At 73.2% G+C, this 25,861-nt stretch carries 25 protein-coding genes; 17 read left to right on the top strand and 8 right to left on the bottom strand.

Features of this window, described 5'->3' with window-relative positions:
- Positions 1-26: 26 nt before the first annotated feature.
- The 6 genes from OG799_RS21190 to OG799_RS21165 form a co-directional block, all read right to left on the bottom strand.
- A complete protein-coding gene (locus OG799_RS21190) occupies positions 27-557 on the bottom strand; it encodes a DinB family protein (RefSeq protein ID WP_406036889.1) in 531 nt (176 codons plus the stop codon).
- A gap of 102 nt (positions 558-659) precedes the next feature.
- Positions 660-1,151, bottom strand: a complete 492-nt coding sequence (locus OG799_RS21185; protein ID WP_406036888.1) for a universal stress protein — start codon at positions 1,149-1,151, stop codon at positions 660-662.
- A gap of 3 nt (positions 1,152-1,154) precedes the next feature.
- Complete coding sequence (locus OG799_RS21180) at positions 1,155-2,774, bottom strand: MDR family MFS transporter (RefSeq protein WP_406036887.1); 1,620 nt, start codon at positions 2,772-2,774, stop codon at positions 1,155-1,157.
- 120 nt (positions 2,775-2,894) lie between these two features.
- Positions 2,895-3,332: a MarR family winged helix-turn-helix transcriptional regulator gene (locus tag OG799_RS21175; protein ID WP_406036886.1), complete on the bottom strand. Its 438-nt coding sequence runs from the start codon at positions 3,330-3,332 to the stop codon at positions 2,895-2,897.
- A 14-nt stretch (positions 3,333-3,346) separates the two neighbouring features.
- Complete coding sequence (locus tag OG799_RS21170) at positions 3,347-5,059, bottom strand: alkaline phosphatase D family protein (RefSeq protein WP_406036885.1); 1,713 nt, start codon at positions 5,057-5,059, stop codon at positions 3,347-3,349.
- A gap of 88 nt (positions 5,060-5,147) precedes the next feature.
- On the bottom strand, positions 5,148-7,133 hold the full coding sequence (locus OG799_RS21165; protein ID WP_406036884.1) for a zinc ribbon domain-containing protein: 1,986 nt from the start codon (positions 7,131-7,133) through the stop codon (positions 5,148-5,150).
- A gap of 216 nt (positions 7,134-7,349) precedes the next feature.
- Here OG799_RS21165 and ftsY point away from each other — a divergent pair, with 216 nt between their 5' ends.
- From ftsY to OG799_RS21105, 12 genes are all read left to right on the top strand, one after another.
- On the top strand, positions 7,350-8,540 hold the full coding sequence (gene ftsY / locus OG799_RS21160; RefSeq protein ID WP_406036883.1) for a signal recognition particle-docking protein FtsY: 1,191 nt from the start codon (positions 7,350-7,352) through the stop codon (positions 8,538-8,540).
- Positions 8,541-8,546: 6 nt separating this feature from the next.
- A complete protein-coding gene (locus tag OG799_RS21155) occupies positions 8,547-9,410 on the top strand; it encodes an aminoglycoside phosphotransferase family protein (protein ID WP_406036882.1) in 864 nt (287 codons plus the stop codon).
- Positions 9,411-9,655: 245 nt separating this feature from the next.
- Positions 9,656-11,053, top strand: a complete 1,398-nt coding sequence (locus OG799_RS21150) for an ammonium transporter (RefSeq protein ID WP_406036881.1) — start codon at positions 9,656-9,658, stop codon at positions 11,051-11,053.
- A gap of 25 nt (positions 11,054-11,078) precedes the next feature.
- Positions 11,079-11,417 carry a P-II family nitrogen regulator gene (locus OG799_RS21145; RefSeq protein WP_170285500.1) on the top strand — a complete coding sequence of 113 codons (339 nt, stop codon included), beginning with the start codon at positions 11,079-11,081 and terminating at the stop codon, positions 11,415-11,417.
- A 14-nt stretch (positions 11,418-11,431) separates the two neighbouring features.
- Positions 11,432-13,708 carry a [protein-PII] uridylyltransferase gene (locus OG799_RS21140; RefSeq protein WP_406036880.1) on the top strand — a complete coding sequence of 759 codons (2,277 nt, stop codon included), beginning with the start codon at positions 11,432-11,434 and terminating at the stop codon, positions 13,706-13,708.
- Between the two features lie 135 nt (positions 13,709-13,843).
- Entirely contained in the window at positions 13,844-14,746 is a 903-nt protein-coding gene (locus tag OG799_RS21135; RefSeq protein ID WP_406036879.1) for an ABC transporter ATP-binding protein, read from the top strand.
- Complete coding sequence (locus tag OG799_RS21130; protein ID WP_406036878.1) at positions 14,736-15,557, top strand: ABC transporter permease subunit; 822 nt, start codon at positions 14,736-14,738, stop codon at positions 15,555-15,557. The genes OG799_RS21135 and OG799_RS21130 overlap by 11 nt, the downstream gene beginning before the upstream one ends.
- Before the next feature lie 23 nt (positions 15,558-15,580).
- The gene (locus OG799_RS21125) at positions 15,581-16,702 is read left to right on the top strand and encodes a sensor histidine kinase (protein WP_406036877.1); all 1,122 of its coding nucleotides are present in this window, start codon (positions 15,581-15,583) and stop codon (positions 16,700-16,702) included.
- Positions 16,699-17,355, top strand: coding sequence for a response regulator (locus OG799_RS21120; RefSeq protein WP_406036876.1), 657 nt, complete (start codon positions 16,699-16,701; stop codon positions 17,353-17,355). Before OG799_RS21125 ends, OG799_RS21120 begins: the two co-directional genes overlap by 4 nt.
- A 174-nt stretch (positions 17,356-17,529) precedes the next feature.
- Positions 17,530-19,086, top strand: coding sequence for a signal recognition particle protein (gene ffh, locus OG799_RS21115; RefSeq protein WP_406036875.1), 1,557 nt, complete (start codon positions 17,530-17,532; stop codon positions 19,084-19,086).
- 67 nt (positions 19,087-19,153) lie between these two features.
- A complete protein-coding gene (locus OG799_RS21110) occupies positions 19,154-19,732 on the top strand; it encodes a Uma2 family endonuclease (RefSeq protein ID WP_406036874.1) in 579 nt (192 codons plus the stop codon).
- An 18-nt stretch (positions 19,733-19,750) separates the two neighbouring features.
- Entirely contained in the window at positions 19,751-20,830 is a 1,080-nt protein-coding gene (locus tag OG799_RS21105; RefSeq protein ID WP_406036873.1) for an amidohydrolase family protein, read from the top strand.
- A gap of 12 nt (positions 20,831-20,842) precedes the next feature.
- On the opposite strand, the gene OG799_RS21100 is transcribed toward OG799_RS21105, so the two are convergent.
- Positions 20,843-21,439, bottom strand: a complete 597-nt coding sequence (locus OG799_RS21100; RefSeq protein ID WP_406036872.1) for a TetR family transcriptional regulator — start codon at positions 21,437-21,439, stop codon at positions 20,843-20,845.
- Between the two features lie 32 nt (positions 21,440-21,471).
- Positions 21,472-22,038, bottom strand: a complete 567-nt coding sequence (locus OG799_RS21095) for a hypothetical protein (RefSeq protein ID WP_406036871.1) — start codon at positions 22,036-22,038, stop codon at positions 21,472-21,474.
- A gap of 112 nt (positions 22,039-22,150) precedes the next feature.
- Here OG799_RS21095 and proS point away from each other — a divergent pair, with 112 nt between their 5' ends.
- The 5 genes from proS to rimM all read left to right on the top strand — a co-directional run bounded on the left by proS (position 22,151) and on the right by rimM (position 25,849).
- Positions 22,151-23,557: a proline--tRNA ligase gene (proS, locus tag OG799_RS21090; RefSeq protein ID WP_406036870.1), complete on the top strand. Its 1,407-nt coding sequence runs from the start codon at positions 22,151-22,153 to the stop codon at positions 23,555-23,557.
- A gap of 69 nt (positions 23,558-23,626) precedes the next feature.
- Positions 23,627-24,274, top strand: a complete 648-nt coding sequence (locus tag OG799_RS21085) for a DUF402 domain-containing protein (RefSeq protein ID WP_406036869.1) — start codon at positions 23,627-23,629, stop codon at positions 24,272-24,274.
- Between the two features lie 243 nt (positions 24,275-24,517).
- Entirely contained in the window at positions 24,518-25,057 is a 540-nt protein-coding gene (rpsP, locus tag OG799_RS21080) for a 30S ribosomal protein S16 (protein WP_406036868.1), read from the top strand.
- Positions 25,032-25,292: an RNA-binding protein gene (locus OG799_RS21075; protein ID WP_172836435.1), complete on the top strand. Its 261-nt coding sequence runs from the start codon at positions 25,032-25,034 to the stop codon at positions 25,290-25,292. Before rpsP ends, OG799_RS21075 begins: the two co-directional genes overlap by 26 nt.
- Positions 25,292-25,849 carry a ribosome maturation factor RimM gene (gene rimM, locus OG799_RS21070; RefSeq protein ID WP_406036867.1) on the top strand — a complete coding sequence of 186 codons (558 nt, stop codon included), beginning with the start codon at positions 25,292-25,294 and terminating at the stop codon, positions 25,847-25,849. The genes OG799_RS21075 and rimM overlap by 1 nt, the downstream gene beginning before the upstream one ends.
- Positions 25,850-25,861 lie beyond the last annotated feature (12 nt).

The raw sequence follows: 25,861 nt of genomic DNA, 5'->3' as shown, positions 1-25,861 counted from the left end.
CGCCGCATCGTGACCGAGTTGAGCCGTCAGTCGCCGGTGACGCCGTCGATCCGTTCGCGGATCAGGTCGGCGTGGCCGTTGTGCCGGGCGTACTCCTCGATCATGTGCACGTACACCCAGCGGACGTTGAACTCGTCGGCGGTGCCGTCGCGGCGCGGGCGCGGGAAGGTCTGGTCCAGCGACAGGCCGGCGGCGGCGGCCCGGGCGGCCTCGACCTCGGCGGCGAAGGTGGCGAAGGCGGCCTCCGGGTCGGCGTCGGCGACGGCGTTGAGGTCGGCGTCCGGGTCCTCCTCGGCTTCGTAGAGGCCGGCGATGTCCTGGCCGGCGGCCCGGATCCGGAACCACCAGCGCTCCACGTCCGCCATGTGCCGGACCAGGCCGAGCAGGGTCAGCCCGGACGGCTCCACGCTGGGCGTCTTCAACTGCTCGGCGGTCAGGCCGGCGCACTTCATCAGCAGGGTCTGCCGGTGGTAGTCGAGCCAGCCTTCCAGCATGGTGCGCTCGTCGCCGACGTACGGTTCGTTGGTCCGGGTGATCTCCGGTGCTCTCCAGGTCATGTCGGCCATCCTGCTGGGCGGGCGCGACAGTCGCGACCGGTATTCGCGAGGAGGGGTCCCCTGTACAACGCCAGGCGTTGACAGGGGACCCCTCCCGACACGTCAGGGAACCACGATGACCGGCCAGCGGCCGGCGCGCACCAGGCGGGTGGCGACCGAGCCGACCAGGCGGTGCCCGGCCTGCTCGGACGACCCCACCACGACCAGGTCCGCGCGGGACTCGTCGGCCGCCTTGCAGAGTTCGGTGTACGCGTCCCCGCGCCGGCAGAGGAAGGTCACCGGCAGGCCCAGCTCCTCGGCCCCCCGCCGGCAGTCCTGGCGCAGCTCGGCCGCGAGCTCGTCGTGGGTCTGCTGGACCGCCCCCGCCACCACCCCGGTCATCAGCCCGGCGTAGGCGGCGGGGGAGCTGACGAAGACCACCACCAGCCCGGCGCCCTGCCGGCGGGCCAGCCCCGCGGCGTAGGACCCGGCCCGCAGCGAGGTCCGGGTGCCGTCCACGCCGACCAGGACCACCCGGGGCCCGTCGGTGCCGCGCTCGAATGGCAGCGGACGGGCCTCCGGGCCGTACTCCTCACGATCGACCGGGGTGCTCATCGGTCAGTCCCGGATGCCGGTCCGTACCACGGCCGCGCCGCCGCCGGCCGCGACGGTCGACTCCTGCTCCACTTCGGCGGCGATGGGTTCGCTGTTGTGCCGGCGCAGCGGCACCTCCTTGATGAAGCAGACCGCGATCAGGGCGATCAGCCCGAACGGGGCGGCGGCCAGGAAGATGTCCCCGGCGCCGTGCCCGTACGCGGACTCGACGACCGCCCGGATCGGGGCGGGCAGGGTGTGGACGTTCGGCAGGGTGCCGCCGCTGCCCGAGCCGGCGGCGTTGATGCCGAGTCCGGCCAGCCCGTCGGCGATGTAGTCCTTGACCTTGTGGCCGAGGATCGCGCCGAGCGCGCTGACGCCGATCGCGCCGCCGAGGCTGCGGAAGAAGGCGACCACCGAGCTGGCCGCGCCGAGCTCGTGCGGGCCGACGGTGTTCTGCACGGCGAGGACGAGGTTCTGCATGGTCATGCCGAGCCCGATGCCGATCAGCGCCATGTAGCCGCTCATCAACCAGTAGTCGGTGTCGGCCCGCAGCGTGCCCATCAGCGCGAAGCCGACGGTCAGCAGGGCCGAGCCGGCGACCAGGTACCGCTTCCAGCGGCCGGTGTTGGTGATGATCCGCCCGACGATCGTGGAGGCGAGCAGCAGGCCGAGGATCATCGGCAGGGTCATCAGGCCGGACATGGTCGGGCTCTCGCCGCGGCTGATCTGGAAGTACTGGCCGAGGAAGACCGAGGCGCCGAACATGCCGACGCCGACCGCGATGCTGGCGATCACGGCGAGGGTGATGGTGCGGTTGCGGAACAGCCGCGGCGGGATCATCGGCTCGCTGGCCCGGTTCTCCACCCGGACGGCGATCGCGCCGAGCAGCAGCGCGCCGACCACCATGACGGCGCTCTGCCAGGAGATCCAGTCGTACTTGTCGCCGGCCAGGGTGACCCAGATGAGCAGCAGCGAGACGGCGGCGGTGATCATGGTGGCGCCCCACCAGTCGATCTTCGCCGCCCGCTTGACCACCGGCAGGTGCAGGGTCTTCTGGAGCACGACCAGGGCGAGGATGGCGAACGGCACGCCGACGTAGAAGCACCAGCGCCAGCCGAGCCAGTCGGTGTCGACGATGACGCCGCCGATCAGCGGCCCGCCGATGGTGCCGACGGCCAGCACGGCGCCGAGGTAGCCGCTGTAGCGACCCCGCTCGCGCGGCGCGATCATCGTCGCCATGATCACCTGGGCGAGCGCGGTGAGACCGCCGGCGCCGACGCCCTGGAGCACCCGGCAGGCGATGAGCTGCCCGGTGGACTGGGAGAGGCCGGCCAGCACCGAGCCCAGCACGAAGACCGTGAGGGCGAGCTGGACCAGGAGCTTCTTGCTGGTCAGGTCGGCGAGCTTGCCCCAGATCGGGGTGGTCGCGGTGGTCGCCAGCAGCGTCGAGGTGACCACCCAGGTGTACGCGGACTGGCCGCCCTTGAGTTCGGTGATGATACGCGGCAGCGCGTTGGAGACGACCGTGGAGGAGAGGATCGCGACGAACATGCCCAGCAGCAGGCCGGAGAGGGCCTCCAGGATCTGCCGGTGGGTCATGTCGACGGCGGTCGCCCGGGTGGGCGCTGTCGCCTGGGTCATCGTGGGGTGCCTCCGGTGCGGAAAGTCGGCGAGAAAGAGTTGCCTCAGGCAACCGTAGGGGTTGGTTGCCTCAAGCAACAACCTGGCGTGGCGCAGGTCTTATTCCCGCCGGGACCGCGTTCAGAAGGTCTCGTTGAACCGGTGCAGCAGCCGGGCGAACTCCTCGACGTCCCGCCTCGGCCAGCTCTCCATCGTGCGCCGGATCTGCCCGAGCCGGGCCGCCCGGGCCGCGTCGAACCGGCGGGTGCCCTCCTCGGTGAGGCTGAGCTGGGCGGCCCGCCGGTCGCCCGGATCCGGGTCCCGCCGGACCAGGCCGAGCGCCTCCAGCCCGTTGATCTGCCGGCTGAGCGTGCCCTTGCCGATGCCGAGCCGGACGGCCAGGTCGGTCAGCCGGGTCGGGCCGCAGCGACGCAACCAGAGCAGCAGGCCGTACGCGTTCGGCTCCAGGTTGGGATGCACCTCCCGGGCGATCTCCCAGGACAGTGCCCGGCCGCGGCGCAGCAACGCGGCCAGCTCGTCCTCCACCGCGCGCAGCGTCTCCGGCAGGTGCTCGTCCACGGCGTGCAGCGTACTCAGGTGGCGTCGGTGAGCGGGCGCTGCGCCACGGTGCGGAGGTGGCCGTCCGCGGTGGTGCCCTCGATCAGGACCTCGGCCGAGCGACCCCGGTGGGTCAGCGTGGCCACCGCGTTGCCGAAGTACGGCCCGGCCAGCTTCCTCCACCGCACCAACGGCCGGCGGACCCCGGCCGAGCGGGCCAGGGCCCGGGTGGCCGCCGCCGGGCCGGGCGACCAGCCCAGCGTCATCAGCGGACGCATCGCGGCCGGCACCTGGTTGTGGATGGGGGAGCAGGTGAGCTGGTGTACCGGGGTGCGGACGGCCGGGTCGGCGAACCGGACCCGGGCCACGTACGAGTGGTGCACGTCACCGCCGAGCACGCTGATCGAGGCCGGTGGGGCGTACGCCGGCCCGGCGCCGACCCGGTCGCCGGACCGCCCCGGCGTGCCGCTGCCGAGCCGAGCGAACAGCTCGCCCAGCGCGTCGAAGCTGCGGCTGAAGGACGCCCAGTGCTCCAGGTCCAGGGCCCGGCGGAGCTGCTCGGCGACCATCGCCACCCAGGGCCGCCGGGAGTCGGCCAGCCGCTCGTTCCAGGCCTCCACGTGGTGGATGCCCGGCGGCAGCAGCCAGGGCAGCGAGGCGCCGACCACCAGGTGGTCGTACACGCCGTGCGCCCGGTCCAGGAACCACGCCCACTCACCCGGCGGCAGCATCGCCCGGTTGCCCGACTCCAGCACCCGGCTGGACCGGTTGTCCAGCATCACCAGGCGGGTGCGGCCCAGGTCCAGCGCGTAGCTCCACTGGTACTGCACGGCCCGCCAGCGTTCGGTGTCGTGGGCGACGTCGGCCTCGGTGTCGACCCGCTCGCCGAACTCGTGCAGCACGCTCGTGGCGTCCTCGGCGGCGGTCACCTTGGCGAAGAGCGGGTCGGCGGCGATCTCGTCCGGGGCGAGGTTGCCCAGGTGCTGGTAGACCCAGTACGAGGCGAGCCCGCTGCGGATCCGCTCGGCCCACCAGGGCTGTTGGCGCATGTCCGCCCGCCAGGCGGCCGAGGTGTTCCAGTCGTCGATCACCTCGTGGTCGTCGAAGATCATCACGCTCGGCACGGTGGAGAGCAGCCAGCGGATCTCCGGATCGCGCCAGGACTCCAGGTAGAGCTTGGTGTACTCGTCGAAGCTCACCACCTGCGTCGCCGGGGCGTCCTTCGGCCGCCGCCGGCGCCGCCTCAGCAGCCGCCGCACGGTCGGCGAGGTGACGTCGGCGTAGACCTGGTCGCCGAGCAGCACCAGCAGATCCGGCAGCGCGGCCGGGTCCGGGTCGGCGATCAACCGCCGGGCGTACGCGTCGAGCGCGTCCGGGGGCAGCTTGCGGGCCGTGGCGTGCTGGGTGGTCTCCCGGCACGAGCCGAAGATCAGGCTGACCGGCTGGTCCCGGTCGTCGGCGGCCCGGGTCCGGATGACGCTGGCCGGGAAGCCGCTCTCCGGCACCGGCCAGGCGACCTCGCCGTCGACCAGCACCTCGTAGGTCGTCGCGCCGTCCGCGGTCAACCCGGTCACCACGACGACCGCGTAGTGATGGTCGTACGCGGAGAAGGTCGGCGCGGTCCCGGAGGCGCCGTCGGCCGTGCGGACGGTGACCACGGCGGGCGCGCTGGTCTCGACCCAGACGGTGGCCCGCGTGCCGACGACCCGCCGCAGCAACGGACCGATGAGCAGGCGCGCGCTGGGCATGGTCGACCTCCGAGGTGAGCGGACTTCATGTTTACTACCCGGCCGGCGGTCGCACCACAGCTGGCTGGCGTCGAGCGTCTCTGGTTTCCTATGTGATCCTCAGCGGGGCGGACATCGTGCCTGTACCGCCGTCCTGGTGGGTGATGGGGGTGGCGTGTACGTGGCGGTGGAAGCCGCGGCCGAGGATTGCCCCGCGGACCCGGTGGGGGTGTCGCCGGGCGGTGGTGGGAACCGTGTGCGGCACCTGGCGGACCGGCCCTGGCGGGTTGGTCTCCTGGGGTGTCCGTCCCGCCGGACGCTTGCCGCCAGTTCCCGGTGGGGGTTCTGTCGGGGCGGGAACCTGCCGTCGCAAGGGCAGCAGGCGTGAGGTTTTGGCACCTGTAGGTCGGGTCTGCTTGCGGGTGGGTGCGGTCTTGCGTCGGTCCCGCACCGGCCTGGTCGTCGCGGCTGGGGTTGATCGACGCGCCCGGCGCCGCACGGGTGTGTCGGTGGCTGCGTGGATCGCGGCCTGGCCGCTACGGTCGGGGCGGGTTTTGGTCTGGTTGGCCAGGCCCCGGGCGGCGATGCGTTGCGCGGCGGCGTGGTCGCGGTCCAGTGACAGGCCACACGAGCAAATCGCCCACCGGTACCCGGCCACGCACCGGTCCGGCGTCTTGACGTGCGTGACCGCGCCGCCGCAGCGGGGACAGCCCGACGACGTGCCACGCGCCGGAACAGTCACGACCGCGATACCGGCTTGCGCGGCGAGGTGAGCGACGGCGGTGAACACCGTGCCGCGTACCGCACCGGACAGTCGCCGGTTGAGGCTGCGTGACCGGCCACCCGCCTCGAGCGTCGCGAGGTTCTCGACGTAGACGACGGTGGCGCCGACCCCGGTCGCGTGGTCGACCAGCCACCGCGCCGCCGACCAGGCAACCGCGTGGTTGAGATGCCGGATCCGGGCGCACACCGCCGCATGCTCGGCCTCCAAGCAGGCAAGCTTGCCGGCCAGGGCCGCCTCGGCGGGGGCGTCGGCGGGCCGGCCGTCCCGCAGCCGGGACAGGTGGTCGGCTTTGGTGTTGAGGTGTTCGCGGTGGCGGCGTAGTCGCACCAGTTTCGCCGACACGCCGGTCGCGTCGAACCGCAACGGACGCCCGTCCACGACGACGCAGCCGCCCTCGAGGTCGGCCACGGTGGCGGTCAGCAGGGTGTTCACCCCCCAGTCGACACCCAGCCCACGCGTGTGCCCGTCCACCGGCGGCGGGGTGTGCGGGGCCTGCCACGGCAGGTCGACCCGAACCCTGCCGTCGCGGGGCCGCACCGTCGGGCTGCACACCTTCACCCCGGCGGGCACGCTCGCCGGCAGCGCCACGTCGAAGGCATGCCACAGCCAGTCACGGTAGGAGACCGGCGCCGCGCATGTCGGAAGCTGCGACCACACCCGGATCATGCGGTCGTCGACCCGGTCGACGACGACCTGTTGCCGATCGGCAGCGGCCAGGCTCACCTGCCGCGCCACAACCGGCGGACCCTCCAACTCACACAACCCCGCCGGCAGCCGCCCATGCACGCCCACGTATGCGGTGATCTGCCGGGTGCGGTTACGGATCGTCGCGGTATCGGTGCCTTCGGGTAGCGCCGCCCGCAACCCCGACCATTCGCCATCGGTACGCGCGAACGGATCGGCCGGCCACGTCGCCAGCAGGGCGGCAACCACCGCACGACGGTGACATCCCAGCCGCAGAGCGCGGGCGGCTTCTTCCTCGGCGATGCGACGAACCCGGTCCGACACCACCACACCCGCCGCCGCCACCGCACCCCAACCGAGCCGGCGCAACGCCATCCACCCACTGGCCGGCAGACGCCTCCCATCAACGCCGACCCCACCAGCAAGCACCGCAAGATCCGCATCCGACCACTGCGCGGCGATCACCTGATCGGCCATGCCCCGCACCAGGTCCGCCAGCCACCCCACCCGCTCGGCAAACACCCGCCCCGCCACCGGCACCCGCACACCCGGCGCGTCGGGCGTACCGCCGCACACCACCCGGTACGCAGTGCACGTCGCCGTCGACGTCAACCACGCGCCAGCCACTACCCCACACCCCTACCCGCAGCTACCAACAGTCGACGCTTCACCATACGGGACCGGATCCCGCAAATCCGGCCGGCGAACATGGCCACCAGCGACCGGACATACATAGGATCGCTAAGCCAACCAGCCAGCGGTGGCACACCCTACCGCCCGCCGCCACCGGCGGCGGGGCGCGGTCGATGAGACGCCGTCGCCGGCATCTGACAGGATTTCGGCATGACGGAATACCTCCTCATCGCGCTCGCCCTGCTCGGGGTGCTGATCCTCGGTGCCCTCGGGCTGGTGGTGCCACGGCTGCGCCGGCGGCCGCAGCCGCCGCTGCCGGAGACGGAGGTCGACACCCGGGCCGAGGAGGACCTGGCCGGTCCGCCGGTCGAAGCGGCGGAGTCCGACCTGTCCACCGGCGTCCTGGTCGAGCCGACACCGGTGATCGAGGCGCCCGCCCCCGCCATCGAGATCCCCGAGCCCACCGCCGGCCGGCTGGTCCGGCTGCGCACCCGGCTGTCCCGCTCGCAGAACGTCTTCGGCAAGAGCCTGCTCGGCCTGCTCAGCCGCGACCACCTGGACGAGGACACCTGGGAGGAGATCGAGGACAGCCTGATCACCGCCGACGTCGGCATCGACGCCACCCGGGAGATCGTCGACCGGCTCCGGGAGCGGACCCGGGTGCTCGGCACCCGCTCCGGCAACGAGCTGCGCGCCCTGCTCGCCGCCGAGCTGGTCAACGCCCTCGATCCGACGCTCGACCGGTCACTGAAGACCGCCCCCAAGGACGGCGTGCCGGCCGTGCTGCTGGTGGTCGGCGTCAACGGCGCCGGCAAGACCACCACCTGCGGCAAGATCGCGCGGGTGCTGATCGCCGACGGCCGCACCGTGCTGCTCGGCGCGGCCGACACCTTCCGGGCCGCCGCCGCCGACCAGTTGGAGACCTGGGGCGGCCGGGTCGGCGCGGAGACCGTCCGCGGGCCCGAGGCCGCCGACCCGGCCAGCGTCGCCTTCGACGCGGTCAAGCGGGGCATCGACACCCGCGTGGACACCGTCCTGATCGACACCGCCGGCCGCCTGCAGAACAAGATCGGCCTGATGGACGAGCTGGGCAAGGTCAAGCGGGTGGTGGAGAAGCACGGCCCGATCGACGAGACGATCCTGATCCTCGACGCCACCACCGGGCAGAACGGCCTGGAGCAGGCCCGGGTCTTCACCGAGGTGGTCAACGTGACCGGCGTGGTGCTGACCAAGCTCGACGGGACGGCCAAGGGCGGCATCGTGATCGCCGTGCAGCGCAAGCTCGGCATCCCGGTCAAGCTGGTCGGCCTCGGCGAGGGCCCGGACGACCTGGCCCCGTTCGACCCGGCGCAGTTCGTCGACGCGCTGCTCGGCACCGAGCCGCTCGCCTGGGACGCGTAACCTCGAGTGACGACTGACGATCGCGCCTACGTGGGGTGGCGCGACCCCAGCCACCCGTCGCCGCGCCTCGGGAGACCGTACGTGACTTCACACGAGATCCCGCTGCACGGCGGGAACGTGAGCACCGTGGTCCGGGTCGGGGACACGGTCCGGCGCAACGCCGGACCGTGGACCCCCTCGGTCCACGCCCTGCTGCGCCACCTGGAGTACGTCGGGTTCACCGGCGCGCCCCGCGCCCTCGGCATGGACGAGCGCAACCGCGAGGTCCTGTCGTACCTGGAGGGGGAGTGCGGGGAATATCCGCTCGCCCCGCACTGGGTCACCGACGAGGCGCTGGTGACCGTGGCGACCATGCTGCGCATGTTCCACGACGCCCAGTACGGCTTCACCCCGCCGCCGGGGGCGGTCTGGCGCTCGTTCGGCCCGCCCCCGCCGGACACCGAGGTGATCTGCCACCACGACGCCGCCCCGCACAACGTGATCTGGCGTCCCGACGGCACCCTCGGCCTGATCGACTTCGACCTGGCCTCGCCCGGCGCGCGGATCTACGACGTGGCGTACGCGGCCTGGACCTGGGTGCCGATCTTCTCCGACCGGGACTCGATCACCCTCGGCTGGAAGCGCCCCGACCGACCGCGCCGGCTGCGGCTCTTCGCCGACGCGTACGGGCTGATCCCCCGGGACCGGCACCGGCTGATCCGGACCATCCGCAAGCGGATCGTCGACCACGTCGAGGGCATCCGCCGGATGGCCGCCGCCGGGGAGCCAGCGTTCGTCCGGATCGTGCACAAGGGTCACCTCCGCCGCCCGATGCGCGACCTGCGGCTGCTCGACTACGAGCGGCACGCCCTGGAGAACGCGCTGCGCTGATCGACCGGAGCGCGGGCGCCGGTGGTCGGCCGGCCATCGACGCCCGCCGTACGGCCGATCCGCCGCCGTCCATCCCGACGGTTGTGCGGGTTTCTTCACACGTACGAAACAAGCCGTCACGGATCGGAAATCGGCCGGGGTCGTTGAGTGAAACAGCCGGCGGCGAAGCTTCCGCGCAACCGGCTGACGGGCGATGCTGCCAGGTCTCAGTCGGAGGGAGGACTTCCACACCGAGAGGAGGCAGCGTGGAGATCAACACCGGCAACACCGCCTGGTTGCTCTTGTCGTCTGCGCTCGTGCTGCTCATGACGCCCGGTCTGGCCCTGTTCTACGGCGGCCTGAACCGGTCCAAGGGCGTACTCAACATGATGATGATGAGCTTCTCCGCGATCGGGCTCATCTCCGTACTCTGGGTCATCTACGGCTTCACCCTGGCGTTCGGCACCAACGACAGCGCCGGGGCCAACAACGTGATCGGCAGCTTCACCCAGTACTTCGGCACGCAGACGAACTTCATCGGCGAGGAGTGGCTCTTCCTCGGCGCGGGGACCGGCATCCCCACGTACGTCTTCATGGTCTTCCAGATGATGTTCGCGGTCATCACCGTGGCCCTGATCTCCGGCGCGGTCTCCGACCGGTTGAAGTTCTCCGGCTGGCTGCTCTTCGCCTTCGCCTGGTTCACGCTGGTCTACGTGCCGGTGGCGCACTGGGTCTGGGGCGGCGGCTTCATCGGCTCCAAGATCAAGGCGCTGGACTTCGCCGGTGGCACCGCGGTCCACATCAACGCCGGCGCCGCCGGCCTCGGCCTGGTGCTGATCCTCGGCAAGCGCATCGGCTGGCCGAAGGAGAGCTTCAAGCCGCACAACGTGCCGTTGGTCGCCCTCGGCGCCGGCCTGCTCTGGTTCGGCTGGTTCGGCTTCAACGCCGGCTCCGAGCTGACCGTCGACGGCACCACCGCGGTGGCCTTCGTCAACACCCAGGTCGCCACCGCCGCCGGCCTGGTCGGCTGGGCGATCGTGGAGTGGCTGCGCAACGGCAGGCCGACCCTGGTCGGCGCCTCCTCCGGCGCCGTCGCCGGCCTGGTCGCCATCACCCCCGCCTGCGGCTTCATCGCCCCGCTCCCGGCGGTGCTGCTCGGCCTCGTCGCCGGTGCGGTCTGCGCGGTCGCGGTCGGCCTGAAGTACCGGCTCGGCTTCGACGACTCGCTCGACGTGGTCGGCGTGCACTTCGTCGCCGGCTGGATCGGTTCGCTGTCCATCGGCTTGTTCGCCACCCTCCAGGTCAACTCGGCCATCGAGGGCCTGGGCGCCAGCGAGGGCCTCTTCTACGGTGGTGGGGTCACCCAGCTCGGCCGGCAGGCGCTGGCCAGCGGCATCGTCTCGGTCTACTCGTTCGGCGTGGCCGCGCTGATCGCCCTCGTCATCAAGAAGACGATCGGCCTGCGGTCCGACGCCGAGGACGAGGTCGCCGGCATCGACGTCGCCGAGCACGCGGAGAGCGCGTACGACCTCTCGCCCACCACGGGCAGCAGCGCGGGCGGCGCGTTCGCCATGGCCGGGATCGGCGCCACCAAGCCGGCCCCGGAGACCGCCGAGCCGGCGGCCGAGCCCGCCGAGCCGGTCAGCGAAAAGGTCGCCGGTTAACGTTCCTGGGATGGAGGGGTTGGACATGAAGCTGGTGACCGCGGTCATCAAGCCGTACCAGCTGGACGCGGTGAAGGAGGCCCTGCACGCCCTCGGCGTGGCCGGGCTGACCGTCAGCGAGGTCCAGGGGTACGGCCGGCAGAAGGGGCACACCGAGGTCTACCGGGGTGCCGAGTACACGGTCGAGTTCCTGCCCAAGATCCGGGTCGAGGTGCTCACCGACGAGATGGACGTCGACAAGATCGTCGACGCGATCGTGGCGGCCGCCCGCACGGGCAAGATCGGCGACGGCAAGGTCTGGGTGACCGGCGTCGAGGAGGTCGTCCGCGTCCGCACCGGCGAACGCGGCCTCGACGCCCTCTGAGGAGCTCCGCACCGATGACCTCGTTGATCAAGAAGGATGCGTCAGGACACCCCGGCGACGGCGACGCGAACCTCTTGATCAACGAGGTCGTCGGCGTTCCCGGGGGGATCGGGGAGGGGCCGCGGGCCGACCGGGCCGCGGCGTTCGATCGGTGGTTGGCCGCGCTGCTTCCGGCGCGGGACGGGATCGCGTTGATCGCGGTGGGTGGGTTGGGGCGGCGGCAGTGTGCGCCGTACGGGGATCTGGACCTGGTGCTGCTGCACGCGGGGGTGGCGGGGACCGACGAGCTGGCGGCGTCGCTGTGGTATCCGATCTGGGACGCGGGGCTGCGGCTGGACCACTCGGTGCGGACCGTCGCCGAGGCGCTGTCGGTGGCCCAGGACGACGTCAAGGTGGCCCTCGGGCTGCTCGACGCCCGCTTCGTCGCCGGCGACCGGGCGCTGGCCGACCAGCTCATCCGCACCGCCACCGACCACTGGCGGCGCACCGCCGTCCGCCAGCTCCCCGGTTTGAAGGAGATCACCAGCGCCCGCTGGGCCACCCATGGCGAACTGGCCTTCCTGCTGGAAGGCGACCTCAAGGAAGCTGCCGGGGGGCTGCGTGACGTCGGCATCCTGCGGGCCATCGCCACCGCCGGCATCACCGACGCGCTGCGCCCCGCCGTCCGCGCCGCCCACCTGCGCCTGCTGGACACCCGCGACGCCCTGCACCAGCAGGTCGGCCGCCGCGTCGACCGGCTCGTCGCCCAGGAACGCGACGGCGTCGCCCGCCTGCTGGATCTGGACGACGGCGACGCGCTGCTGCGCCGGGTCGCCGGGGACGCCCGCACCGTCAGCCACGCCCTCGACGACGCCTGGCGGGCCGCCGACCGGCTCCGCTCCGGCCGCCGCCGCGGCGCCGACGGCCGGCCACTGCGCCGCCCCGTCGCCCGGGACGTCGTCGAACACGACGGCGAGCTGGTGCTCGCCCGCACCGCCATCGGCGCCCGCCCCGACCCCAGCCTGTCGCTGCGGGTCGCCGCCGCCGCGGCCACAACCCGGCTGCCCATCGCCCGGGCCACCTGCGAATGGCTGGCCGCGTACTGCCCGCCGCTGCCCGCGCCCTGGCCGCCGGCCGCCCGGGCCGCGCTGGTCACCCTGCTCGGCGCCGGTCCCGGCCTGGTGCCCGCCTGGGAGACCTGCGACCGGTACGGCCTGATCGACGGCTGGCTGCCCGAGTGGACCCGGCTGCGCAGCCTGCCCCAGCACAACCCGGTGCACCGGTTCACCCTCGACCGGCACCTGGTGCAGACCGCGTACGAGGCGAGCCGGCACACCCGCGAGGTGGACCGCCCCGACCTGCTGCTGCTCGGCGCGTTCCTGCACGACATCGGCAAGGGACTGTCAGGCGACCACAGCACCGTCGGCGCCCCACTCGCCGAGGGGGTGGCCGCCCGGATCGGGCTGCCCGAGCCGGAGGCGAACCTGATCGGCAACCTGGTCCGGCTGCACCTGCTCCTGCCCGACGTGGCCACCCGCCGGGACCTCGCCGACCCGAAGACCATCGCCGACGTGGCCGGCAAGGTCGGCGACCCCACCACCCTCGACCTGCTGCACGCCCTGGTCCGCGCCGACGCCGCGGCCACCGGCCCGGCCGCCTGGTCGGACTGGAAGGGGCGGCTCGTCGCCGAACTGGTCGCCCGGGTGCGCACCGCGCTGGACACCGGCGTGCTGCCCGCGCCCCCGGCCCCCGACCCGGCGCTGCTGGCGGGGCCACTGCCGGTCGTACACCTGGCCGAGGACCGGGTGGCGGTGGCCGCGGCGGACCGGCGCGGCCTGCTCGCGACGGTCGCCGGCTGCCTGGCCCTGCACCGGCTGGAGGTGCTTTCGGCGGACGCCTCCACCGTCGACGGGCGGGCCCTGGTCGAATGCCGGGTCCAACCCCGCTACGGGCTCGCGCCCGACCCGATCGCGCTCAGCGCTGACCTGCGCCGGGCGGTCACCGGCGACGTCTCCGTCACCCAGCGGCTGCGCGGCCGGGCCCTCGCCGCCCGCGGCGAGGGCGCCGCCCCCCGGGTGGTCTGGCACCGCGAGGCGGCCACCGACGCGGTACTGCTCGAACTGCGCGCCGCCGACGCGGCCGGGCTGCTCTACCGGGTCGCCTGCGCCCTCGACGAAGCCGGCGCCCAGGTGCGGGCCGCCCGGATCTCCACCCTCGGCGCCGACGTGGTGGACGCGTTCTACCTGGTCGGCGGTTGGCCCGACGGCACCGAACGGGCCCGCCTCGAGGCGGCCGTCCTGGCCGCCGTGTAAGGAAGGGTCCCTGTCAACGCCGCACGCGGTACCAGGCCCCTGCTTGACACCCGCACCCGCGTACGCCCGGGGGCGTAGGGGAAGGGCCGCCTGTGGGGCGACGTGCGCCGGGCCGCCGGGCGGCACGCTCGGGGCATGAACCTGCCAGTGCAGACCGAAGGGCTCACCAAACGGTACGGCGGCCTGACCGCCGTGCGGGACCTCGACCTGACCGTCCGGGCCGGCGAGGTGTACGGCTTCCTCGGCCCGAACGGCGCCGGCAAGACCACCACGCTGCGGATGCTGCTCGGACTGGTCCGCCCGACCGCCGGCACCGTACGGCTGCTCGGCCGGCCGCCCGGCGCCGGCCGGCTCGGCGGCGTCGGCGCGCTGATCGAGGGGCCGGCCTTCTACCCCTACCTCTCCGGGCGGGACAACCTGCGGGTGCTGGCCCGCTACGCCGGTGTCGGGGCCGATCGGGTGGCCCTGGTGCTGGACCTGGTCGACCTGACCGACCGGGCCGGCGACCGGTACGCCGGCTACTCGTTGGGCATGAAGCAGCGGCTCGGCGTGGCCGCCGCCCTGCTCAAGGACCCCCGCCTGCTGATCCTGGACGAGCCGACCAACGGCCTCGACCCGGCCGGCATGGCGGACATGCGCACGCTGATCCGGCGGCTCGGGGCGAGCGGCTGCACCGTGCTGGTCTCCAGCCACCTGCTCGGCGAGGTCGAGCAGGTCTGCGACCGGGTCGGCGTGATCTCCCGGGGGCGGCTGATCGCCGAGGGCAGCGTCGCCGAGCTGCGCGGGGCGGCCGGCCTGCGGGTACTCGCCGACCCGCTCGACGCGGCCGCCGCCCGGGCCGGAGAGCTGGTCGGACCGGAGCGGGTCCGGGTGGTCGACGGCGGGCTGGAGCTGGCGGTGGAGCCGGAACGCGCCGCCTGGCTCAACGCCGAGCTGGTCGGCGCCGGGGTGGCCGTCCGCGAGCTGCGGCCCCGGGAACGGGACCTGGAGCAGGTGTTCTTCGACCTCATCGAGAAGGGAACGGCCGATGTCGCGTAGCTACCGGGCCGAACTGGCCAAGCTCGTCCGCCGGCCGGCGTCCTGGCTGCTGCTGGCCATCACACTGGTGCTCTCCCTGGTCTTCACCTATGTCTTCCCGTACGCCAGCATCGCCGGCGGGACCGACGGCCCGAACACCGACCGGACCCTGCCGATGCTCCTCCCGGACCACCTGGTCGGGAACTCGCTCGGCGGCCTGCCGGTCTTCCTCGGCGCGATCGTGCTGATCCTCGGCGTCCTCGTCGTCGGCGGTGAGTACGGCTGGGGAACCTGGAAGACCGTCCTGTCCCAGGGCCCCTCCCGGCTGGAGGTGTACGCCGGCAAGCTGCTCGCCCTGGCGGTCGCCGCGCTGGTCGTGGTGCTCTCCGTCTTCGTCCTCGGCGCGGTTGCCGCCGCGCTGATCGCCGCCGCCGAGTCGCAGCCGGTGACCTGGCCCGGCGCCGGCGATCTGCTCACCGGGATCGGGGCGGGGTGGCTCATCGCGACGATGTGGGCCATGCTCGGTGCCGTGCTCGCCGTCGGGCTGCGCGCGGTGGCCCTGCCCGTCGGGCTGGGTCTGGTGTGGATGCTCGCCGTGCAGAACCTGCTCGCCGCGATCGCCGCGCCCCTGCTGGACTGGGTGGCCCAGGTGCAGAAGGGGCTGCCCGGCCCGAACGCCGGGTCGCTGGCGGCGGCGCTCGGCGCGCCCGGGGACACCCCCGGCGTCGCGGCGGCCGGCGGCGGCGGGCAGGCGGCGCTGGTCGTCGCGGCCTACCTGGTCGCCTTCGCGGCGCTGGGCGGGTTGCTGCTGCAGCGCCGGGACATCGGCTAGGCCGGGCGAGGGAGAGGGACGGGGTGGAGCGCAACCGGACCGGGTGGGGCGACACGGTCTTCGACGCCGTCGTCGCCCTGGCGCTGCTCGGGATGGGGCTGGTCGGCACCGGACCGGCCGGCGTGAACGAGGGGATCGGCACCGGGCGGGCGACGTACCCGCTGGTGGCGGTGGCCGCGCTGGCCCTGGCGGCGCGCCGGCGCTGGCCGCTGGCGACCCTGGCGGTGGTCACCGTGGCGACCACGGCGTACCTGGTGCTCGGCTACCCGTACGGGCCGATCCTGCTGTCGTTTCTCATCGCCGTCTACACCGTGGCCGCGTACCTGCCGCTGCGCACCGGGGCGGTGGCCGGCGGGGTGGCCCTCGCCGCGGTGCTGGTGCACGTGGTGGTCGGGGTCCGCCCGCCCGGGCTGCTCGGGGCGATGCCGGCCGCCGCCTGGGTGGTGGTGCCGTTCGCGGTCGGCACCACGGTCCGGCTGGCCCGGGAGAGCGCGGCGCGCGGCCGGGTCGACGAGGCCCGCCGGCTGGCCGACGCCGAGCGGCTGCGCGTCGCCCGGGAGGTGCACGACGTGGTCGGGCACGGTCTCGCCGCCATCCACATGCAGGCGGAGATCGCCCTGCACCTGCTGGCCCGCAAGCCCGAGCAGGCCGAGGCGGCGCTGACCGCGATCAGCCGCACCAGCAAGGAGGCGCTGGACGAGCTGCGGGTCACGCTCACCGTGGTCCGGCGCGACGAGGCGGCCGACGAGCGGGCCCCGACGCCCGGGCTGGCCCAGCTGCCGCTGCTGCGCGACCGGCTGGCCGGCGCCGGGCTGCCGGTCACCGTGGAGGTCAGCGGGGCGGCCCGGACCCTGCCGGTCGCCGTCGACCTGGCCGCGTACCGGGTGGCGCAGGAGTCGTTGACCAACGTGCTGCGGCACGCCGGCCCGGCCGCCGCCACCGTCCGGATCCGGTACGCGCCCACCGAGGTGGCCGTGGCGGTGACCGACACCGGCCGGGGACCGGTCGCCGGCCTGCCGACCGGCTCCGGCCTGGCCGGCATGCGGGAACGGGTGACCGCGCTGGGCGGCACCTTCACCGCCGGCCCGGCGCCCGGTGGGGGGTTCCGGGTGTCCGCGACCCTGCCCGTGGAGGAGGCACAGTGATCACCGTGGTGCTCGCCGACGACCAGGACCTGGTCCGGATCGGGCTGCGCGCCCTCGTGGAGAGCGAGGATGACCTCGCCGTGGTGGGCGAGGCGGCCGATGGGCTGGACGCGGTCGAGACGACCCGGCGGGCCCGTCCCGACGTGGTGCTGATGGACGTCCGGATGCCCGGGATCGACGGCATCGAGGCCACCCGGCGGATCGTCGCCGACCCCGGGCTGGCCGGTACCCGGGTGATCGTGCTGACCACCTTCGAGCTCGACGAGTACGTCTTCGACGCGCTCCGGCACGGGGCCAGCGGCTTCCTCACCAAGGACACCCGGCCGGCGGAGCTGCTGCGGGCGATCCGGCTGGTCGCCGAGGGGGAGGCGCTGCTGTCGCCGTCGGTGACCCGGCGGGTGGTCCGGGAGTTCGCCACCCGGCCGGCCCGGGTGCCCCGGCCGCACCCCCGGCTCGGCGCGCTCACCGACCGGGAGCGGGAGGTCGTGGCGCTGGTCGGGGAGGGGTTGAGCAACGCCGAGATCGCCGACCGGCTGGTGGTCAGCCCGGCCACGGCGCGTACCCACGTCAGCCGGGCCATGGTGAAGCTGGGCGCGCGCGACCGGGCCCAGCTGGTGGTCTTCGCGTACCAGTCGGGGCTGGTCGTTTCGTGATCTTCTGGCTGAACGGCACGCGGCCGTCTCCGTGGGGCGATCTTGACGATGCCGGGGCGGGCCGGGCCGGCGGGAAGCAGTGGCGAGGTGGGACGGTTACCCTTGCGGGTGGCCGGCCTTGTGCGTGCCGGCCGAGTCTGTACCCGCCGGAACACTGACAAACGGGATGTTCGTGTGTTTGACACCTTGAGTGACCGCCTGTCCGGGATCTTCACCAAGCTCCGCGGCAAGGGTCGGCTCACCGACGCCGACATCGACGCCACCGCGCGCGAGATCCGCATGGCGTTGCTGGAGGCCGACGTCGCCCTGCCGGTGGTCAAGGGCTTCATCGCGAACGTCAAGGAGCGGGCGCGGGGCGTCGAGGTCTCCCAGGCGCTCAACCCGGCGCAGATGATCATCAAGATCGTCAACGAGGAGCTGATCAACGTCCTCGGCGGCGAGGGGCGGCGGCTCCAGTTCGCCAAGCACCCGCCGACGGTGATCATGCTGGCCGGCCTCCAGGGTTCCGGTAAGACCACCCTCGCCGGCAAGCTGGCCCGCTGGCTCAAGGCCCAGGGCCACCAGCCGCTGCTGGTCGCCGCCGACCTCCAGCGCCCCAACGCCGTCGGGCAGCTCCAGGTGCTCGGTGGCCGCGCCGGCGTCGAGGTGTACGCCCCGGAGCCCGGCAACGGCGTCGGCGACCCGGTGCAGGTGGCCCGCGCCTCGATCGAGCACGCCAAGCGGGCCGCCCGGGACATCGTCATCGTCGACACCGCCGGCCGCCTCGGCATCGACGCCGAGATGATGCAGCAGGCCGCCGACATCCGCGATGTCGTCCAGCCCGACGAGGTCATCTTCGTCATCGACGCGATGGTCGGTCAGGACGCCGTCCGTACCGCCGAGGCGTTCCGCGACGGCGTCGGCATCACCGGTGTGGTGCTCTCGAAGCTCGACGGCGACGCCCGCGGCGGCGCCGCGCTGTCGGTCCGGGAGGTCACCGGGCAGCCGATCCTCTTCGCCTCCACCGGTGAGAAGCTCGAAGACTTCGACATCTTCTACCCGGACCGGATGGCCAGCCGGATCCTCGGCATGGGCGACGTCCTCACTCTGATCGAGCAGGCCGAGCAGGCCTTCGACGCCGATCAGAAGGAGAAGATGACCGCCAAGCTGATGGGCGGCGAGCAGTTCACCCTGGAGGACTTCCTCGACCAGCTCATCGCGGTCCGCCGGATGGGCCCGATCGCCAACGTGCTGGCCATGATGCCCGGCATGGGGCAGATGAAGGACCAGCTCGCCGAGCTGGACGACAAGCACTTCGACCGGGTCACCGCGATCATCCGGTCGATGACCCCGGGCGAGCGGACCAACCCGAAGATCATCAACGGCTCCCGCCGGGCCCGCATCGCCAGCGGCTCCGGGGTCACCGTGATGGACGTCAACCAGCTGCTCAACCGCTTCACCGACGCGCAGAAGATGATGAAGCAGATGGGCGGCATGATGGGCCTGCCCGGCGGTGGCCGCCGCAAGGCGACCAAGTCGCCGAAGAACAAGCGCAAGGGCACCAAGGGCGGCAACCGGCCGCGTACCGGGGCGGGCGCCGGGCTGCCGGGCGGCTTCCCGGGCGGCATGCCGCAGCTCCCGCCGGGCTTGGACCCGGGCGACCTGGCCGGCGGGCAGGGGCTGCCCCCGGGCTTCAAGCTCCCGAAGATCGACTTCAACAAGCTCGGCAAGGGCGACAACCGCCCCCGGTGAGCGTGTCGGTGACGGAGGGCGACATCATCTGATCGTAGGGTGATGTCGCCCCCTGGAAGGAGATGTCATGACCGCGGCGCCGATCCTGCCCGAACGGCACGAGTGGACGGTCGACGACCTCGGCGACCTGCCGAAGGACCTTCCGTACGAACTGGTCAACGGAAGGTTGATCGTGCCGTCGCCCACCGCCGTGCACCAGGACCTCTGCGTCCGTCTGCTACTCGCTCTCGAAGTCAACTGCCCGCCGGAATACCTGGTCAGTATCGACCTGTCGATGCGGGTCGACCACCGCAACGAGCCGCGCCCCGACGTGGTGGTCATTCGCCGCAAGCACGCCGGCCGGTCACCGGTTCCGGTCGAGGACGCGCTGCTCGCGGTCGAGGTCGTCTCGCCGACCTCCACCTTCCGCGACATGTACGACAAGGCGAAGGTCTACGCGCACGCCGGCGTCCGGTCGTACTGGGTGCTGGACCCGCTCCAGGAGCGCATCACGCTGACCGAGTACGCGCTCGGCGCCGGCCGCGAGTACGAGCAGGTCGCCCACACCGAGGACCGCTTCGTCACCGAGCGGCCGCGGAAGGTCTCGATCGACCTGCCGGCCCTGACCGCCCGGAAGAGCGACCTGCTGGCCCCCGACGGCGAGTGATCCGGTAGGACTGTGCACATGGCTCTGCATGTGCACGGTGTGCTGCTGCCGGACGACGAGGTCCGGGACATCTGGCTGGACGGCGACCGGGTGAGCTTCGCCCCGATACCCGGGGCGGAGACGGTGGCCGACGGTGGCTTCGTGCTGCCCGGCCTGACCGACGCGCACTGCCACATCGGCATCGCCCGGGGCGGCGCCCCGATCACCACCCTCGACCAGGCCCGCGAGCTGGCCCGCACCGACCGGGACGCCGGAGTGCTGGCCATCCGCGACGCCGGCTCGCCGTACCCGTACCCCGAACTCGACGACGAGCCGGAGCTGCCGCGACTGGCCCGCGCCGGCCGGCACGTCGCCCCGCCCAAGCGCTACCTGCGCGACATCGGCGTGGAGGTCGGCGCGGCGGAGGTCGCCGCGACGGTGGCGGCGCAGGCCGCCGCCGGCAACGGTTGGGTCAAGCTGGTCGGCGACTGGATCGACCGCGGCGTGGGCGACCTCGCGCCGGCCTGGGACGCCGACACGATGACCGCGGCCGTCGCGGCCGCGCACGCCGTCGGCGCCCGCGCCGCGGTGCACACCTTCTCCGAGTCGGCGGTGGAGATCATGGTGCGCGCCGGGGTGGACTCGGTCGAGCACGGCACCGGCCTCAGCCTCGACCTGATCGACCTGATGGCCCGGCAGGGCACCGCCCTGGTCCCCACGATGATCAACATTGCGACCTTCGGCGGCATCGCCGACCAGGCGCGCGCCAGGTTCCCCGGGTACGCCGACCACATGATCGCACTGCGGGACCGCTTCCCCGAGGTGGTCCGGGCCGCGTACGAGGCGGGCGTGCCGATCTACGTCGGCACCGACGCGGGCGGTGGGATCGACCACGGCCTGGCCGCCGAGGAGATGCTGCTGCTGCACGAGCAGGCCGGCATGTCCACGCTGGACGTGCTCGCCGCCGCCTCCTGGGGCGCCCGCGCCTGGCTCGGCTTCCCCGGCCTGGTCGAGGGCGGCCTCGCCGACCTGGTCGTCTACCCGGAGGACCCGCGCCGCGACCTCCGCGTGGTCCGCACCCCGTCCCGCATCGTCCTGCGCGGCCGCGTCATCCGCTGACCGGCCCCGGGTTCAGGGGATGGTCGAGGTGAGGAAGAGGTGGAGGGCGAGGTCGGCCAGGGCGCGGGCGGTCTGCTCGGGCGGGGCCTGGGGGAGCACGATGTGGCTCACCACCAGGCGGACGATGGTGTCGGCGGCGAACGCCAGCCGGGCCGGGTCGGTCGCCGGCAGGTGGCTGCTCGCCCATTCCAGCAGCGCCCCGGAGGCCTCGGCCAGCACCAGTTCGGAGCGGGTGGTCAGGTACGGCAGCAGCTCGTCGGAGCCGCCCCGCGCGCTGGTCAGGATCGCCTTGATCAGCGGGTTCCCGGCCGCCTCGGTGAGGGTGTGCGCGATGGCCGCGTACGCGCCGGCCCGGACGTCGGCGCCGTGGTGCGTGAGCGTCGCGCGGACCGCCGAGACGAACCGGTCGACCTCCCGCCGGGCCAGCGCCTCGGCCAGCCCCGCCTTGCTGCCGAACTCGTTGTAGACGGTCTGCCGGCTCACCCCGGCCGCGCCGGCCACCCCACCCATCCGCACGCCGTCCCAGCCGGTGGCGACCGTCTGGGCGCGGGCGGCGTCGACGATGCTGTCCCGCAGGCGTTGGCGGGCCGAGTCCCGGGGTTCGTCCATGGTGCCCGGAATTCTACGGGCGTCCGATCGGCTCAGCTGACGACGAGGCGGTACTGCGCCTCCACCCAGAAGCCGCCGCCGTCGCTGCCGCCGAAGGTCAGCTCGTGGGCGCCGGGGGCCAGCGGCGGGAGGCTGACCCAGAGCCCCCAGACGGTCACCGGCGTCGGGCGGGCCGTCGAGGTGACGCCGTTGCCGAGCGCGCCGCGCACCTCGAACGGCGTCGTCGTGCCGACCGCGGCCAGCGGCAGCGCCACCCCGTTCAGTTGGGCGTGCCCGGTCGCCCGGGACACCACCGGCACCTCGCCCGCCTGAGCCGGGAACTGCCACATGTTGAACGCCGGGAAGAACAGCGGGCGGCCGGCGGGCACCGGGCAGCGCCGGGTCACCGACCCGCCGTAGCTGCCGGCCAGGAACCAGACGTCGTCGGCCTGGTGGTGCCCGGCGTGCTCGCCGGTGGTGTCGCGAACCGGGTTCTTCGCCGGTCCGTGCGCCGCGACCCAGCGCACCCAGCGGGCGGCCAGCCCCTCCGGCGAGGTGGGCGGATACGGCAGCGAGGCCGGCCCGGAGGCGCGGCCGAACAGGGAGCGCAGCGGCGACATGGCCGCAGATGGTAGTCAGCGGGGGTGAGCGTCGCTGTCCCGCGCGCCCGTCGTGCGGCGCTGGTGCGCCCGATCGCGGCGGCCCGGCGGGCGGCGCATAGGATGTGCGGTCATGGCACGCGTGCTCACTCCCCGTGCGGAGGACTTTCCCCGCTGGTACCAGGACCTGATCGCCAAGGCGAAGCTGGCCGACAACGGCCCGGTCCGGGGGACCATGGTGATCCGACCGGCCGGCTACGCCATCTGGGAGCGGATGCAGGCCGAGATGGACGCCCGGATCAAGGCGGCCGGCGCGGAGAACGCGTACTTCCCGCTGTTCATCCCCGAGAGCTACCTCAAGCGGGAGGCCGAGCACGTCGAGGGCTTCTCGCCGGAGCTGGCCGTGGTCACCCACGGTGGTGGCAAGCAGCTCGCCGAGCCGGTCGTGGTGCGCCCCACCAGCGAGACGGTGATCGGCGAGTTCATGGCCAAGTGGATCGACTCGTACCGGGACCTGCCGCTGCTGCTCAACCAGTGGGCGAACGTGGTCCGGTGGGAGCTGCGCCCGCGGATCTTCCTGCGGACCAGCGAGTTCCTCTGGCAGGAGGGGCACACCGCGCACGCGACCCGTGAGGACGCCCGGGCCTACGCCCGCAAGATCCTGCACGAGGCGTACGAGGACCTGATGGTCAACGTGCTCGGCATCCCGGTGGTGGTGGGTCTGAAGACGGCCCGCGAGCGCTTCGCCGGCGCGACCGCCACCTACACCTGCGAAGGCATGATGGGCGACGGCAAGGCGCTCCAGCTGGGCACCAGTCACGAGCTGGGCCAGAACTTCGCCAAGGCGTTCGACATCAGCTACTCGTCGGCCGAGGGCGGCCGGGAGCACGCCTGGACCACCTCCTGGGGCACCTCGACCCGGATGCTCGGCGGTCTGATCATGGCCCACGGTGATGACAACGGCCTGCGCGTGCCGCCGAAGCTGGCGCCGGTCCAGGCGTACGTGATGATCGTCAAGGACGGCGAGGGCGTCGCGGAGGCGGCGGCCAAGCTCCGCGACGGCCTGCGCGACGCCGGCGTCCGGGTCGCGCTGGACGACCGCACGGACACCGCGTTCGGCCGCCGGGCCGTCGACGCCGAGCTGCGCGGCTATCCGGTACGCGTCGAGGTCGGCCCCCGTGATCTGGCCGCCGGCAACGCGGTCGTGGTCCGGCGTACGGACGGCACGAAGTCCCCGACCCCGGTCGCCGACGTGGTCGGCGCGGTCCTGGCGGCCCTGGAGGCCGACCAGCGGGCGCTGCACGACCAGGCCCTGGCGCACCGCGAGTCCCGCACCGTCGAGGTCTCGACCCTCGCGGAGGCGATCGAGGCGGCGGCCACCGGCTGGGCCAAGGTGCCGTGGTCGGCGGTCGGGGTCCAGGGCGAGGCCGAGGCGAACGGCCAGGGCGTCACGGTCCGGTGCCTGCTGCGCGCCGACGGCTCGGTGCCGGACTCGGAGGACGAGCCGGACCTGGTCGCCATCCTCGCCCGCGCCTACTGATGTGCAAGGAAGGGTCCCTTTAACGCCTCCGGTAGAGGAGGGGCCCCTGTCAACCCCTGGGGTGGTGGCGTGCGTTTCGAACCGGGCCGGCTGATCATGCACCGGAACGTGCGGCACGGCCGGATCGGCTGGGTCCGGCCGGCCCGGGTGGTCCTCGACGACGACCGGGGGCTGCTGCTCTGGGTCGCCCGGGACTCGCCCGTGGCGCACGAGGTCACCGAGGCGGGGCTGGGCATGCGGGCGATGCCCTTCGCCGAGTGGATCACCTCGTCGTACCGGCTGGCGCGGAGCCGCTGGAACGGGCCGCCGGTGCTGAAGTTCCTGCCCACCGGGGCGGCCCACTCGGTCTGGTGGTTCCGGGACGCCGAGGGCCATTTCGCCGAGTGGTACGTGAACCTGGAGGAACCGGGCGTCCGCTGGGACGACGGCCCGGTGGCCGGGGTGGACATGGTCGACCAGGACCTGGACGTGGTGGTCCGCCCCGACCACAGCTGGGCGTGGAAGGACGAGGAGGAGTTCGCCGAGCGGCTCGCCTTCCCGGACCACTACTGGGTGACCGACGAGAAGGCGGTCCGGGCCGAGGGGGAGCGGGTGATCCGCGTCGCCGAGGCGGCGGAGTTCCCGTTCGACGGCACCTGGTGCGACTTCACCCCACCGCCGGAGTGGGACGTGCCGGACGGGCTGCCACCCGGCTGGGACCGGCCGCCGGTCCGCTGACCGGGTGCCCTCCGTCACCTCCCGGGCTGACCCGGGTGACCTTTCCCGGGTCCGGTGTGAGAGTTCGGCGCCGGATCTGGCAGAATGGTTCGCTGGTATCCGGCGCGCGTCCGGCGCCCTCTAACCCGGGCGCGTCGCCAGTCCACCGAGCAGTCTCCGGCCCAAACCCCACTGTGCCGGTTGGCGCTCACCCGTGCACCGCCCGTACCGGGCCGGTGAAATCGCAACAGGAGCGAAACAACTGTGGCCGTAAAGATCCGGCTCCTGCGGATGGGCAAGATCCGCAACCCGCAGTACCGCATCGTCGTCGCCGACTCGCGTACCAAGCGTGACGGTCGCGCGATCGAGTTCGTGGGCGTGTACCAGCCGAAGGAGGACCCTTCGGTGATCGAGGTCAAGTCGGAGCGGGTCCAGTACTGGCTCTCCGTCGGCGCGCAGCCGAGCGAGGCGGTGCAGCGTCTGCTGGAGCTGACCGGCGACTGGCAGAAGTTCAAGGGCCTGCCGGCCCCGCCGCCGCTGAAGGTCGCCCCGGAGCGGGCCGACCGCAAGGCGGCGTACGAGGCCGAGGCGAAGGCCGCCGCCGGCCTGGCTCCGGAGACCCCGGCCAAGCCGGCCAAGAAGGCCGCCAAGGCGGAGGCCCCCAAGGCGGAGGCCCCCAAGGCGGAGGCCCCCAAGGCGGAGGCCCCCAAGGCGGAGGCCCCCAAGGCGGAGGCCGCCCCGGCCGAGGCCGAGGCGCCGAAGGCCAAGGAGCAGACCGGTGCCGAGTCCGGCGAGCAGGCCTGACATGGCACTGCGTCCCGCCCTGGAGCATCTGGTCAAGGGGATCGTCGACCACCCGGACGACGTCCGGGTGCGGCTGGTCGATTCCCGTCGGGGTAAGCGGCTCGAGGTCCGCGTGCACCCGGAGGACCTCGGCACAGTGATCGGGCGGTCCGGCCGGACCGCCAAGGCGCTGCGCCAGGTGATCGGCTCCATCGGTGGGCGTGGGGTACGCGTCGACATCGTCGACTCGTACTGATGCTTCTCGTCGTCGGCAGGATCGGCAAGCCGCACGGGATCCGCGGTGAGGTCACCGTGGAGGTGCGGACCGATGAGCCCGAAGCACGCTTCGCCCCCGGTTCGGTGCTGCGCACCGAGCCGGGGGCGAGGCCCCCGGCCAACCCGGCGCCGGGTCCCGGTGTGCCGTTCCAGGTGCCGGCCGAGCTGACCATCGAGTCGGCGCGCTGGCACCAGGGCCGGCTGCTGGTGGCCTTCGAGGGTGTGCTGGAGCGGGACGTCGCCGAGGCGCTGCGCGGGACCCTGCTCACGGTGGACAGCGCCGACGTGGCGCCGCCGCAGGACCCGGAGGAGTTCCACGACCACCAGCTGGTCGGCCTCGCCGTGGTCACCCCGGCCGGCGAGCGGCTGGGCGAGGTGGCCGCGATCGACCACGCGCCCGCGTCAGACCTGCTGGTGCTGCGCCGCCCCGAGGGGCTCACCGCGCTGATCCCGTTCGTCAAGGCGATCGTGCCCGAGGTGGACCTCGCCGGCGGTCGTGTCGTCGTCGACCCGCCGGCCGGTCTGCTCGATCTCTAGACCGCCGGAGCA

The organism is Micromonospora sp. NBC_00898 (assembly GCF_045207895.1).
Lineage (GTDB): Bacteria > Actinomycetota > Actinomycetes > Mycobacteriales > Micromonosporaceae > Micromonospora.
This window is presented reverse-complemented; position numbering and strand designations above follow the sequence as displayed.